This is a genomic window from Parabacteroides faecis, assembly GCF_014647375.1.
Taxonomy (GTDB): domain Bacteria; phylum Bacteroidota; class Bacteroidia; order Bacteroidales; family Tannerellaceae; genus Parabacteroides; species Parabacteroides faecis.
In genome coordinates this window covers 317469-331403 of record NZ_BMPB01000006.1, presented here as the reverse complement: position 1 = coordinate 331403, position 13935 = coordinate 317469, and the positions used below count along the sequence as shown (strand labels likewise).

At 39.9% G+C, this 13935-nt stretch carries 11 protein-coding genes; 2 read left to right on the top strand and 9 right to left on the bottom strand.

Annotated elements, in window-relative coordinates; genetic code table 11:
* Window positions 1-290: 290 nt before the first annotated feature.
* The 8 genes from IEY67_RS25140 to IEY67_RS10385 form a co-directional block, all read right to left on the bottom strand.
* On the bottom strand, window positions 291-461 hold the full coding sequence (locus IEY67_RS25140; RefSeq protein ID WP_229801023.1) for a hypothetical protein: 171 nt from the start codon (window positions 459-461) through the stop codon (window positions 291-293).
* A gap of 102 nt (window positions 462-563) precedes the next feature.
* Entirely contained in the window at window positions 564-1433 is an 870-nt protein-coding gene (locus tag IEY67_RS10415; RefSeq protein WP_122373755.1) for a hypothetical protein, read from the bottom strand.
* 86 nt (window positions 1434-1519) lie between these two features.
* A complete protein-coding gene (locus IEY67_RS10410; protein ID WP_122373756.1) occupies window positions 1520-3184 on the bottom strand; it encodes a RagB/SusD family nutrient uptake outer membrane protein in 1665 nt (554 codons plus the stop codon).
* A gap of 13 nt (window positions 3185-3197) precedes the next feature.
* On the bottom strand, window positions 3198-6488 hold the full coding sequence (locus tag IEY67_RS10405; RefSeq protein WP_122373757.1) for a TonB-dependent receptor: 3291 nt from the start codon (window positions 6486-6488) through the stop codon (window positions 3198-3200).
* Window positions 6489-6599: 111 nt separating this feature from the next.
* The gene (locus IEY67_RS10400; protein ID WP_183668432.1) at window positions 6600-7778 is read right to left on the bottom strand and encodes a FecR family protein; all 1179 of its coding nucleotides are present in this window, start codon (window positions 7776-7778) and stop codon (window positions 6600-6602) included.
* Window positions 7779-7986: 208 nt separating this feature from the next.
* Complete coding sequence (locus tag IEY67_RS10395; protein ID WP_183668430.1) at window positions 7987-9252, bottom strand: LVIVD repeat-containing protein; 1266 nt, start codon at window positions 9250-9252, stop codon at window positions 7987-7989.
* Window positions 9253-9292: 40 nt separating this feature from the next.
* The gene (locus IEY67_RS10390; protein ID WP_229801022.1) at window positions 9293-10540 is read right to left on the bottom strand and encodes a porin family protein; all 1248 of its coding nucleotides are present in this window, start codon (window positions 10538-10540) and stop codon (window positions 9293-9295) included.
* Complete coding sequence (locus IEY67_RS10385) at window positions 10524-11072, bottom strand: RNA polymerase sigma factor (protein WP_183668428.1); 549 nt, start codon at window positions 11070-11072, stop codon at window positions 10524-10526. Before IEY67_RS10385 ends, IEY67_RS10390 begins: the two co-directional genes overlap by 17 nt.
* Before the next feature lie 215 nt (window positions 11073-11287).
* Here IEY67_RS10385 and IEY67_RS10380 point away from each other — a divergent pair, with 215 nt between their 5' ends.
* Window positions 11288-12112, top strand: coding sequence for a hypothetical protein (locus IEY67_RS10380; RefSeq protein WP_122355528.1), 825 nt, complete (start codon window positions 11288-11290; stop codon window positions 12110-12112).
* A gap of 27 nt (window positions 12113-12139) precedes the next feature.
* On the opposite strand, the gene IEY67_RS10375 is transcribed toward IEY67_RS10380, so the two are convergent.
* On the bottom strand, window positions 12140-12883 hold the full coding sequence (locus tag IEY67_RS10375; RefSeq protein WP_122355530.1) for an SDR family NAD(P)-dependent oxidoreductase: 744 nt from the start codon (window positions 12881-12883) through the stop codon (window positions 12140-12142).
* Window positions 12884-12999: 116 nt separating this feature from the next.
* On the opposite strand from IEY67_RS10375, the gene IEY67_RS10370 reads away from it, so the two are divergent.
* Window positions 13000-13887, top strand: a complete 888-nt coding sequence (locus IEY67_RS10370; protein WP_183668427.1) for an AraC family transcriptional regulator — start codon at window positions 13000-13002, stop codon at window positions 13885-13887.
* Window positions 13888-13935: the final 48 nt, after the last annotated feature.

Here is a 13935-nt window from a genome sequence, read left to right as displayed (position 1 = left end):
TCTTCAGCCACCAAGTCAAATTTTTCCCGTAACCGTTTTATTCGATTTCCGGACGATCGCTACCTCCACCATTGCCTATACGTAAAGTATGCTCATATTCAATCACACGCGGAGCTTTCAATAATGTGAAAGAGCTTTTCGCAACTCGGCTGAAGGGCTCATGCTGACTGAAATCTCATGTTTCTCGGAATTAAACTTCTCTGTAGAACTATTCCATAGCCCCGTTACGCTCGGAGTATACTAGCAAACTCCGGTCAATACGCTAGTGCCGTTTTGTAACATTTCGCGGATTATACGATCATCTGGTTGATAATGGATAATAAAGTATCATACTTTATTTCCGATCCTTCCTCTACAATCCGTTTCGCGATGTCTTCGTTGCGTGATGTTTTCCCTACGGTGATACTTCTGTCGTATAATCGTTCTCTATGTCTTGGGTTAGCAGGTTCAAATTCAACCATACCTTCCAGAATTTTGTGAATGCACTTATGGTATTATAATCTAAGGCACAGTAACAATGCTATGCCGGGTTTTAACTAAGTAATTACTAGCAAACCATCTTTTCAATTGATAAGTATTTTTCGAGTTTTAATATTTTTCTCATCCAAATATAACTTCAACACATATATACCTTTAGGGAGATTATTAAAGTTTAAAACTCCGTCTTTTAATTCAACCATGCCTTTTCGCATTAAAGAGCCTCTTGCTTGGTCATACAATTCATATTTCAGTGGAGAAGAATGCATCACTTCTTGATCGACATCCAGAATAAACATATTGGAAGAGGTTCGGGATACTTGAATTTCGTCAGCCTGAGGTATTCCTACTATACTTACATTATTTCTTAAACTTAATATCCAAACTTCCGATTGTACATTAGCAACAATGTACTCATAGGAGGAAGTATTCTTTTTAGTTGTAAATACTAATTTTTCGGTTCCTTGCCCTGACACGATCTCCAAACCATCAGACACAAGCCAAGTTATAGACACTTTGTCTCGTGGGAAATTGACTATTTCAACCGTTTCTTCCTTTCCATAAGGTAAAATTGTACTATTACTTGTCAGATACGGATCAGATATTTCAAAACTTTTTGAGATCACCACTGAACCACCGATCCGGGCATTAATCGTACATGTTCCTGCCTTCAGGAAGTGACCTTTGATTATAGAATGAACAGGATCCTCTTGCATGGTATGAAAATCACCATACCATTGATCCGGTTTAGGCAAAAAATACCCTGGACCTTTTTTATTTCGCAATTTTATCTCACAATAATCCAATGTACTAATGTGTGAAGGGAATTCAATATTATTATGAGTTAAAACGATTTCCAAATCGTCTTCATAGCCATAATATTGTGCATTGACAGTCTGCGCCATAAAGAGCAGGAAATAGGATAAGACTGGGAGTATTAATTTCATAGCTTTCATGTTTTTTTAAGTTTAAATTATTAGAATTGATAGGAGTGTATCAAAACTCCACAAACGGAATTTTGATACACTACCTTGAAATTTATTTACCACCCTGTCGGCTGTTCAATATTCGGATTAGCCGTTTCCTCTGCTTGAGGGATAGGCCATGCATTGTATTTCGGGAATGTGCAAGCACGGTTTTCTACCTGAACATACGCATTGGTTGTCGGATTCCAAGCACCCAAAGCCGGTCCATTCATGGTTTCATTACCAATGCTCCAACGACGAATATCGAAGTAGCGTTTTCCTTCAAATGCAAGTTCTACACGACGTTCGCGACGATACAGTTCACGTACTTTTTCTTGAGTATTATAAACTGCTTTGTTCATATTCGGCATACCAGCGCGGTTACGAATCATGTTGATGTATTTTTCAACATCCGGATTCTGCCAATCACCTGTTTCTACCAAACACTCTACATAGCTCAATAATACTTCAGCATAACGATACAACGGGAAATACAAGCTACCGCTACCGCTGGCTCTGTCTTGTTCGTCCAAGAACTTCTTAACCCAGTAACCGGTACGAGAAGCCCCCACTTTACCTACTTGGTCAGCACCACCATCTTTGAACGGCTCATATACGTAATTTTGGAAAGAGGTATTATCACCTGGTACCACTACTGTTGCTTTCAGACGCGGATCGCGTGTTACCTCTAATGGGTTCTTTTCCAATTTTTCCCGTTCAGCAGCAGGCAGGTCTTTCAAAGCGACACCATCTGCTGTTTCATATTCATCTACTAACGACCTCAAAACACTGGCAGCCCCCTGTCCGCTCAAGCTCTGCGGAGCATTACGGAACCAAGCTTCCGAACAACCACTGCTTATATACATGATACGTTCTTTATTATCCTGACCTTTATAACGAAACATATCACGATAGTGCTTGCCCGGATCATCATCCGTTTCTTCGCTGTAATACAAAGAAAAATTATTATCCGGATTATCAATAATCGCCTTAGCGGCCGCCTTGGCTACATCATAGCGTTTAAACTGCAAATTCACATCCATTTTCAACACCAATGCGTATGCTTTACACATACGATCGCGACGGTCTCTATCCCACACAAACGGGAAAACTTTCCCCTCCGGATCCTGAATAGCAATCACCGCATCCAATTCGTTATTGATAAAGTCTAAACATTCATCAATCGTATTGCGGCCTTTATAAATTTCATCACCATTCAACACTTTATCCTGAATTGGAATACCATCATTCATTCCATAATACATCAACAACTGGATATGATACCAAACACGCCAAACACGGACATCGGCAATCATTCTCTCCCGTTCTTTTTCATCTACAAAATAGGCGGCGTCCACATGTTCCAAGAAACGGTTGCAACGACGAATACGCAAATAGTATTGTGTCCACAAATCATTCATATACCCACCCGTAGTGGTAGTAGCCGAACCATTTCCCAAGTTGGCAATTTCACCCTTGAAGTTACCCGACCAATACATATTGTCGGTAGCCCCTTCCAAGTGAACCAATGAGAAGTAGGGAGCATCGTAATGATAGGTACCTCGTGGCCAATATTTACATTGTCCAAATGCTGCATTACACTCATTAACCGTACCCCAAAAATCGTCATCGGTAATTGCAGTCGGATGGTCGCGTGTCAAGAAATCTTCGCATCCGCAAAACAACATGGATGCAGAAAGTAAGGTCAAAACCTTTTTACTGAAAATATTTTTTAATTCCATGATACAATCTAGCTTAGAAATTCAAATTAACACCAAAAGAGTAGGTCTTCACCAACGGATAAGAAGCCAACTGACCTCTACTTTCCGGATCTACCAGGTCACTCTTAGTAAATGTAAACGGATTCTGCGCATTTACATACAAACGAACACTGGAAATACCCAATTTCTTCAATCCGAGTTGATCGAATGTATATCCTAGCTGGATATATTTTACACGGCAATAACCGGCATCAAAGAACCAGAAATCAGACTGATGTCCGTTATTTCCATACGTTGCATTCGGAGCCAAACGCGGATAACGTGCATCGGTATTGGTCGGTGTCCAATAGTCTTTTTGTGCTGCCAATGGAACCAAACCATCTCCCGTTATATCCAGACCGAATGAATAAGGAGCCGAATAGTAAGCATCTACCCCAGTTACCCCTTGGAACAGAACTTCCAAACTCCATTTTTTCCAATCTAATGAAATATTGGCAAAGTAGTTCAACGACGGTTGTTCGTCTCCACGAATCACACGGTCGTCAGCTGTAATCTCTCCATCCTTATTTTGGTCTATGTAATGGATATCACCAGGCTGCTGACCGTCCCAAATAACAACTCCTTCTTTAGGAATCCACTTACCATCTGCATTTTTCGTAAAATCGCTTTCTTGTAACAAACCGGCAGTTGGATAAACCAGATAACTATTCAAAGCATATCCTTCTTGATGAATAGTAGTATTATTATCATTATAATACGGTCCGCCAAACAATTCTTCGATTTCATTCTCGTTGTGGCTTAAACCACCATGAATATTAAATCCGAAATCTTTAGTCAACTGCTTACCATAATTCAAGTCAATTTCCCAACCTCTATTTCTCAATTGGCCGGAGTTCAAGAAAACTTTTTGAGTTCCACCAATGAAAGAGATAGGAGGTTCAAGAATCAAGTCTTTGGTCAGTTTGTTATAATAGTCAATCGTAATATCCAAATCTTTGAACAAACGGATGTCCGCACCCACATTGAACATCTGAATCGTTTCCCAAGTCAGGTTCGGATTACCGAATACCGTTTCATTACCATTACCCGCATCAATCAGGTTTTGATATTTATATAGCTTATCAATATTTTCATTACCCAATGTACCAAATGACCCTCTGACCTTGAAATTATTCACAAACTTCAGATTATTCTTTATAAAGTTTTCTTCATGCAAATTCCATCCCAAACCGACAGAAGGGAATACTCCAAATTTGTGGCCTTTACCAAAACGTGAAGAACCATCACGACGTACAGTACCTTCAATCAGATAACGGTCGTTGAATGTATAATTGGCTTTCAGAAACATAGATACCATTGACCATTGATCCCAGTCACCTTTATTGGTCAGCTCTTGGTTGTAACCTCCAATCGCAAACAAACGGTGTTTGTCCTTTTCTAACGTATATTCAGCCGTACCGCCAATGTAATAATAACTGGTTCGATCTTTACCTGCCTCATTAATAGCACTCCAGGTCTGCAAAAATCCATCCGTTTCGTAATCAAAGAAATTGTAAGCACGTCTTTTTCTATTATTTGCCGTACTACTGATACGATAAGAATACTGTCCTCGTAAAATTAACTTAGGAAGCACTTCCCAACGAGGAGCCAAGTTAATACTGATATTATCTTCCAACGCTTTGTATTCGCCACCACGATCCAACATAGCAGCTGGGTTACGTTGTTCCGGACGATTACCATAGTAAACGATATCGTTACCTTCTTTCATCGGATATCTACCCATGGTTGTTGGTGGAGTTGTATAAGAATACCGAATAATTTCTGACGTATAAGCTCCATCCCTATACATCGGCTCATATTTGTTCGTACGATATGAATTGAAGTCCATATCCACAGACAAATTATCCATCAGGTTGACAGTCGTATTGGCACGGATATTCAAACGGTCAAACTTGGATTTTTCAACTAATCCTTCGTTATTCAAATAATTTACAGTTAAAGCGAAACGCGCTAGGTTACTACCACCAGAAAGACCTACTGAATGACTATGGATTAACCCATTGTTAAAAATAAAGTCCATCCAGTCCGTATTCGGATACTTGATCGGATCTATTTGGTTGCGGGTTGCATTAATTGCTTCCTGCGAATAAGTCGGATCTCCACCAATATTTTGGTTAGCTACATTCGACATTTCCATATAAGTCGCAGCATCGACCATTTCTGGAAGATAAGTAGCTTGTTGAACACCAACATACCCATTATAAGATACGCTTACCTTCCCTGGCATACCACGTTTGGTTTTTACAACAATCACACCATTAGCAGCACGAGCTCCATAAATAGCAGACGCGGCAGCATCTTTCAATATGGTAACGCTTTCAATCGTATTCGGATCCAGCTGGTTCATATCCATCGGAATACCATCCACCAATACCAACGGGTCGTTGTTGGTCAACAAAGAGGAGATACCACGAATCTTGATAACAGCAGCATCGGCACCCGGTAGACCGGAACTTTGCGATACATTCAAACCGGTGATACCTCCCTGTAAAGATTGTGACAAAGAAGTGATAGGTTTAGTTGCCATATTCTTCGTAACATCCAATGTAGATACAGCAGAAACAGAGTTCATTCTCTTTTCCGACGAGAAACCAGTTACGATGATTTCATCAATTTCTTCAGAATCCGAACTCATAGATACCGTTAAGTTACTTATGGCACGAGAAACAACATGTTCAAAATCTTTAAAACCAATATATTTGAATACCAATATATCACCTCGCTTGGCTTTGATACTGAAATATCCATTGACATCAGTCACCGTACCTATGGTTGTCCCTTTGATCATGACATTCACTCCTGCTAATGGAACCGGTGGTTCTATATTTTCTACAACCTGCCCCTGGATAGTCCATTCACGATCGTCAGCAACACTGTTTGTAACGGTCGATTCCGCCTTAGTCGTTTTTGCAATTGCAATATAATCATCTATCTGTTTAAACGTGTATCCATCTCCAAGCACTACACGCAAAGCTTCCCGTATATCCGTCGTTTTAATATTGACGGTTATCTGCTGTTTCTCTACAATGACATCATTACTATAAGCTATTTTAATGCCTGTTTGCTTTGAAATTGCATCCAAAACCTGTTCCAGGGATGCATTGTTATAAGAAAGTGTCAGACTATAGTTTTGTTCAAATACTGACTCTGAAGCATATAAGTCCAGTGCTCCCCCAGTAAGGGTACCACATAACGAAACTATAAAAATCGACCTTTTTAAGAGTTTTTGGGTATTAGATAAAAGACCTATACCTGTTTTTTCCATAAATTTGTGATTTACAAGTTAGAAATTATTATACTATTGTTTTTAATTTGTTGTATGGAGGTAGTATGTATCAGATACTACCTCTTTCGTGTTTTTCATAATTATCTTATTTCATTCTCCTCCTTTCTCTAAATATTTCACTTTAATTATGTTGTTTTCTTGCACAAGTTTTACATTCGAAGTGAAGCTTATAACCTCCAATACATCTTTCAGGTTGTCTTCACGATTAATCACTATTGAAAAACGCCTATTCTTCAACTCTTCCTGCAGGTAAATTATCTCAAAATCATACCATCGCTGCAACTTGGATAAAATATCTTCAAGTCTCGTATCCTTAAAAATATACTTTCCTTCAGTCCACGCTGTATATAAATCTGTATTAACAACTTGTATACTTGTAGTTTGTTTTTCTTTATCATATGAAAATTGTTCCGATGGAGAAATCCGAAAGGCAGAATCGTTATCTATCTGAACTTGTACGGAACCGTTTACCAAAGTGACATTTTGTAACCTTTCCGACACATAACCAGATACATTAAACGATGTACCCAATACTTTTATCTTCATTTGATTATTTTCTACAATAAAAGGTTTGGATGCATCTTTTGCAACATCAAAAAAGGCCTCTCCCCTCAATATCACTTCACGAGTATTACCTGTAAAATTGGTCGGATAAATTAATTCCGATTCGGAATTTAACCACACATGGGTTCCATCGGAGAGTTTCAATTCGTAAGTTTTGCCTTTAGGTATCACTAAACGATTCTTCCTATCTGTCTTTATATTTTGTTCTTCCTTCTCTTGAGGGACATAAGAAAGAACTTTCGCTTTTTTGTGAATAATTGTATGTTCGTTTTCTATTGAAAAAGTATCCTTATCCAAAGAGATTGTTTCTCCATTGTCCAATAGAAGAATTGGTTCTTTCAGTTGTTCCAAATTCACCTGGCTGGAAAGAGAATATAATTGCTGTTTATATAGATAGAACATTCCTGCCGTTAACAAAAGAGTCAACATAGCTGCATACGAAATCCATTTTCTGAATATAAAAGATTTTCTTTTATCTATTGTTTGGCCTTTAACAAACTTCCACGCCTGCTCTACATCATAATATGAAGAGACTTTTTTTGAAGACGAAGATGAAGAAAGCTGGTAAAGTCGCTCGATTTGACTATATTCCCGCCTATTTTCTTCAGACTCATTCAACCATGCAGAAAGTTGTTCGTGTTCTTCCTGAGTTTCTTCGCCTGCCAGGACTGTCAATATGATTTTATATATCTTATCAGATTCCATTTCTATTCTTTTTTCATATTACAATCAAAAGAATAAAAATGGGTAGGGTAAAAATAAACTTTTTGAAAATAAAATTAAAAGCTAATATCTGTACGACCAGTAGTAACCTATAAATAAAGCATTTAGAAAACAAACAATCAATCTATTTAAAACAAAAAAAGAGATGACTCAAATAATCGCCATCTCTTCCCATTTATATATTCCTATATCATTTCTTCACCGCCAGCTTACTCAACAACCTGATCTCTTTCAGATCAGAATAGTCATACTGATAAATACCGTCTTCAGCCATCATCATCAAGACATTCCCATGTGGAATCACATCATATCCTTCCATGCCGGAATAATGAGCTAGACGGTTGGCCATCAATGTTTGCGGATCTGATGCGTTATAAATCTTCAGGCCGTCGTCACAAAGGAAAAGAGTCCCGTTATCGATACCCAGTCCTTTAGGCTTTGTCATGGTATAAGCTACGATCGGTTGCGGACTTTTTACATCACTGACATCTAAAATGATCAGTTCGTTAAAGTTTTGCCCGCAATTATTACCGGAATGGACAGTCACATAAGCAATATCATCTTCCACAACTACGGGATCACAACCGTACACATGAACCATTGCCGACTGATACTCCGGCTTTATCGGGTCTTTTACCGAATAGATCAGCATACCAGTGGGCGTTCCCATGAACATATATTCCTTATAACTGAAAATCGTTTCGACATTCCATCCGACAGGAATAGTTTCAGTTGCAACAACCGGTTCTTCACCGGAAAGATCGAAAATATCCATCTGATTATTCAAAACGACATACAGATAATCCTTATAAAGACCAAAGCGGGACATAGAACCATTCACTCCCGTGGAAGAACCACCGCTACTGTTACCGGAATTTGTCGCCATATCATTATAGTAGATTTCATCTTTATAATACTCATAGGTTTCCGTTACTTCTTCCTGTGTCCAGCCTATAACGATACCTTTGGCTTTTCCTGCTTCGGAAAAAACTTCGGAATCTATTATACCGTCCTCAATCGGTGGGAAACTCTGTGGAAAAACATTTTCCAACCGACTCTTCAACACCGGTAAAGCCGGATTAGTGATATCGAACCACACCAGGTCGACATACGAATCCGCATATAACAGATTGTTACGGATAGCCAAATCGGCATTTCCCATCAATTCTATAAAACCGACCAAAGCTGGTGACGAAGGATTTCTGTTATCGATAATATGGATTCCTTTTCCGGGTTCTGACATATACAGATAACCTTCATAGAAACAAATCTTTCCCTGCTGCGTAATTTCTTCCGGCAACGCATTCACCTTCACAGAAGAACGGAACGCATTGGCTGACATATACACAGGTTTATTCACCGTATAGGTAACTGTCTCTTTTACCTTCATATCATCATTACATCCGCAAAACAAACAGATCAACGACAGACAGAACAGACTCATTAGTTTTTTCATCTTCAATAAATTTAGTGGATTAATATGCTAACTCTCTTAATTAAAAATCAAAACGGATACCGGCCCCCAATCCGACGAGTACAGAATGTTCCGTGCGGATGCTTACCGGTTGGTTATTATCAAAATAATGTGAAATACGCGGTTCGAAATAAATATTCCAATCCTTGTAAAAACGATAGGAAACACCGGCAGACGCATTCAATGACCATTGCAAGCCGTTTATCCCCCCCTTGTCTACCAGAGTCTTCACATCTGTCTGCCAATACCGGGTTTCTGTCTGTTTGGCTCTTAATCCTTTTTCAACCATAAAACCACCGGATAAATAGATTTTCCACCGAGAATTTTGCCAAAGGGATACTACCAGATTTACCGGAATACCCAAATAATGAAGCTCTAACCGCGACTTGTAGTGAATGTTATCCCACTTATCCAGATTCGATGCCAGATAGGTATAGACCAATCCGGTTTCCAACCCGATATAACGATTGAAATCTCTACGCACAGTCAGGCCGAAAGACAAAGGCAAGGCTGCATCTACACTCGTATATTCATCGGATGACAAAACAGTTGAATTTCCGAAAAAGGGAGGTTTAACCGGAGGCGGAATCGTCCCGGGATAACTTGGATTAAAATGGTCATTGGGTGCCTCTACGGCATAATCGTATCCTAACCCTAATGACACATGACCACCTGTTCCGAATCCCGCATTTACAGACCACTTTCCTTCTGCCTTTCTATTCTTGCCAGCTGAAGAATACGTCTGTTTTTTTGACTCATAACTATACAGGTCAGGTGAAGATACCTTCTTCCCTTCATCGGCTAACTGAACAGTTTCATCCTGTATCTCTACACTATCGGCTATTTCCGGTATTTCTTTTTCAGCAATCAGAACAGTGGAAGATTCGTCAGAAACAACAGCAGCAATCAGTTTTTCCTTTGGAACAGGTTGTCCCACAAATGAAGTTGTTTCCTCCCGAACATCTTCCGGACTCTCCTCATATACATTCTCTCTATTATCATCAGTAACAGCCACCGGTAATTCTTGACTTCCGTCGGGTATCTCTTCTGTCCGAAAAGGTGCAAATAAAAATAATAATGCAATGACAGCTGCAGCCACAGAACTTCCGGCCCACCACAGCCATTTCTGTCCGCGGGGTCTCATACGAGGCTCGATCCCTTCCCAGCAAAGATCATCGACGGGTAACCGGTGGTTCTCCAGTTTCCGTTTCATGAATTCGCTGAAATCATCCAATTGTTCTCTATGATCCGTATCACTGCGCATTTTCATGCTTGATTAATGATTGAACACTTTTTTGTAACACCTTCCGCGCCCGAACAAACTGTGTTCGCGAGGTTACTTCACTGATATGTAGCATTTCTGCTATCTCACTATGAGAATATCCCTCTATCGCATAGAGGTTGAATACCGTCCGGTAGCCATTCGGCAAACGGGCAATACAGGCATGCAGATCATCGGCAGATAAACGTTCTAATGCCGATACATCCACTTCATCCGCCAATTCCCCGCAATCATCAAAATTAACGCTTAACCGGATCGCATCGTTTTTTCTCAGATATTCAAGAGCTGTAGTAACAAATACCCTGCGAACCCAACCGGGAAACGCACCGCTCCCCGTATAACTTCCTATTTTCGTGAATATCTTGATAAATCCATCCTGCAACAAATCACGAGCAGTTTCCCTGTTATTTACATACCGCATACACACACTCATCATGGCAGGAGCATACAGCTCGTATATCTCTTTACGAGCCCATGACTCCCCACGTTTGCATCCGGCAATTAACAGCTGTTCGTCCATAGGTAATATTACTCTCTATCTGTATGATGAAAAAGGTCCTTTCAATGTTGCAGGCTGATAGAGAAAATTGAAAATATTTTTTTTATTTGTAAAAGAAACAGTCCACCTGATAGTAGATATAAGACAAATATATGTTATTTAAGTAAAAACAAGAAGAATAAATAGCTTATTTTAAGCAAATAATCTATCTTAGCGTCAATAAAATGATGTTGTGTATGAAGCGGGGATATTTTATAATAATAGCACTATTGGCGTGTGTATCATATAGTCATGCGCAGTCTGTATTTGATTTTGTTCTGAATCGTGAAGGGAAACTTACGGCCGTACCCAAGTTCAAAGCGCTTGATTTCAATATACCGGAGTTATCTTACAAAACGTATACCCCATCCAAACTAACCGAGTTTGAAAAGAAACTCAGAGAGTTTACCCCAGACTTTCCGCAAATCCATGACGAACGGCCGATGGATATGCAGGTTCTGTCACAAGCTTATCGTCCGTTTTTTAATGTATTTACGCCAATGATACGTCGCATATCTCCTATGGCACTCGATTTTCAGGAATTCGATTTTACTCCGATCAGTGAAACAACCGGTTTGCTGACTGTCGGAGAACAGTTCACCTGGCCCGGTGTAGGCGGACTTACAAGGGTAAGTTCATCCCTCGTATGGCAGCAGGATCGATGGACACTTACAGGAGGAGCTTTTGCAGGACGGTATTTTACCCCATTCAATTATAGCCCCGATTTCATGGGAGGGGTCAATGCTTCTGTCAGCTTTGAAGCCTCCGATTGGTTGACATTGAGAGGCTGGGGACAATATGCGTTTTATCAGAAAGGAGAACGTACAAATCCGCATATGCTGTTGAACCCATATTATAATCACACCAGTGTAGGAGGTGCCTTTGAAGTTAAAGTAGCAGAAGGGTTCCGCGTTGGTGTAGGGATCAACTACGAGTATAATCCCTGGAACAGACGGATGGATCGCCAGTTCTTAGTCTATCCGGCATTCAACAACAAGAATATAAGGATCGGTTTCAACTAAATAACTGGCAAATATGCCGATGGCATGTTATTCATTATAAATCATTTTTTTAGTCATTCCGCCGTCAACAACAATATTTTGTCCGTTGATGAAGTCATTTTCGGGAGCAGCAAGGAAAAGACAGGCATTGGCAATGTCCGAAGGCTGCCCCACGCGTCCTGAAGGATGCTGTTTATGATCTGAACGTTTCAATAGTTGATAGTTCTCATTCTGTATCCAGCCGGGGCTGATACAGTTTACCGTAATATTATAATCGCTGAAAGAAAGTGCAAGTGCATGTGTCAATGATACAATACCTCCTTTGGAAGCGGCATATCCCTCCGACCCGGGTTCACTCTGCAGATAACGGCTGGAAGCAATATTGATGATCCGTCCGTAACGTTGTTTTCCTTCTTCATTGTTCCGATGAATAGCCAATGCCCTTGAAGTTATAAACACCGGACGAAGGTTTGTTGAAAGGATCTTGTCGAACTGTTCAATACTTGTATCAACCAGTGGCGTAAATTCACTGATACCCACATTATTAACAATCACATCCACATCTCCCCACATGTTGATAAGTTTGTTGAAAACTTTTTGAAGAGCTTCCGGATCACTGGCATCAGTCTGAAAAAACTGGACAAAAGTAGGCAATAAATCGCAAAGACGCAAAGCTGCCTTCTCATCTGTATCACAAAAAGCGACGCGCGCTCCCACATTGCAAAATGCGGTTACAATGGCAGCACCAATACCCTTAGCACCACCGGTAACAAATACTCTCTTACCGTCCATATTCTGTTTTGTGTCTGATTATCTGTTGCAAAGATAACAAAAGACTCTTGTAAAACATCTGTAACATTAACTAAATAAAAACTTTGACTATATTTGCGTACAGAAATATAAAAAGTATGATTGGAACCGCATTGTTTAAAGAAGTATCGCCATTATCTTCAAAAGACTGCTTCATCGTAATAGAGCGCCTTAAATCAACATTCAATTTTCCCATTCATGTACACCCTGAATATGAATTGAATTTCATTGAACATGCAAAAGGAGCCCAACGTATAGTCGGTGATTCAGTTGAAACGATCGGAGACGATGAACTGGTTTTAGTAACGAATCCGACTTTGGAACATGCCTGGGTTAACCATGAATGCAAGTCACAGGCTATCCATGAGGTAACCATACAATTTCACCGTTCATCCTTCCCTGAAGAACTACTGGAAAGAAACCAGTTTCAAAGTATAAAAACACTTTTCAAACGTGCACAGAAAGGGGTTGCCTTCGGCGTACAGGCAATAGAGAAAGTCCGTCCGTTGCTAAAAACGATCACCTGCGAGACAGATGGCTTCTATTCGGTCATGAAACTGATGATGATTTTACATGAACTGTCTCTCTCCGAAGATTTCCGGGAACTGGCCAGCCACTCTTTCATCCGTCAGGAAAGAACCCATGAAGAAGATTTACGTATAAGGAAAGTCATAGATTATCTGAATGCAAATTACAATAAACAGGTACGCCTCTCAGATGTTGCCGACCTGATCAACATGAGTGAACCCTCCTTCTGCCGATATATCAAGCAACGTACATCTAAAAGTTTTGTCGATTTCCTGACGGATATACGTTTAGGATTTGCCATCCGCGCCCTCATCGATTCCACCCAATCAGTCGCAGAGATCGGATATGCATGCGGTTTCAATAACCTGTCGAATTTTAACCGCATATTCAAGAAGAAAAAAGGAATGCCACCGACAGAATTCAGAGAAAACTATAGAAAAAAGAAGGTGATTGTTTAGTTCCGCCTTGAAAAATTGGCTAATTTCGCGGGACTAAAAAATCTCATA

What these genes read in the sequence shown, in the direction of transcription:
- IEY67_RS25140 (WP_229801023.1), bottom strand. Translation starts at nt 461, where the DNA reads ATGGTTGAATTTGAACCTGCTAACCCAAGACATAGAGAACGATTATAC.
- IEY67_RS10415 (WP_122373755.1), bottom strand. Translation starts at nt 1,433, where the DNA reads ATGAAAGCTATGAAATTAATACTCCCAGTCTTATCCTATTTCCTGCTC.
- IEY67_RS10410 (WP_122373756.1), bottom strand. Translation starts at nt 3,184, where the DNA reads ATGGAATTAAAAAATATTTTCAGTAAAAAGGTTTTGACCTTACTTTCT.
- IEY67_RS10405 (WP_122373757.1), bottom strand. Translation starts at nt 6,488, where the DNA reads ATGGAAAAAACAGGTATAGGTCTTTTATCTAATACCCAAAAACTCTTA.
- IEY67_RS10400 (WP_183668432.1), bottom strand. Translation starts at nt 7,778, where the DNA reads ATGGAATCTGATAAGATATATAAAATCATATTGACAGTCCTGGCAGGC.
- IEY67_RS10395 (WP_183668430.1), bottom strand. Translation starts at nt 9,252, where the DNA reads ATGAAAAAACTAATGAGTCTGTTCTGTCTGTCGTTGATCTGTTTGTTT.
- IEY67_RS10390 (WP_229801022.1), bottom strand. Translation starts at nt 10,540, where the DNA reads ATGAAAATGCGCAGTGATACGGATCATAGAGAACAATTGGATGATTTC.
- IEY67_RS10385 (WP_183668428.1), bottom strand. Translation starts at nt 11,072, where the DNA reads ATGGACGAACAGCTGTTAATTGCCGGATGCAAACGTGGGGAGTCATGG.
- IEY67_RS10380 (WP_122355528.1), top strand. Translation starts at nt 11,288, where the DNA reads ATGAAGCGGGGATATTTTATAATAATAGCACTATTGGCGTGTGTATCA.
- IEY67_RS10375 (WP_122355530.1), bottom strand. Translation starts at nt 12,883, where the DNA reads ATGGACGGTAAGAGAGTATTTGTTACCGGTGGTGCTAAGGGTATTGGT.
- IEY67_RS10370 (WP_183668427.1), top strand. Translation starts at nt 13,000, where the DNA reads ATGATTGGAACCGCATTGTTTAAAGAAGTATCGCCATTATCTTCAAAA.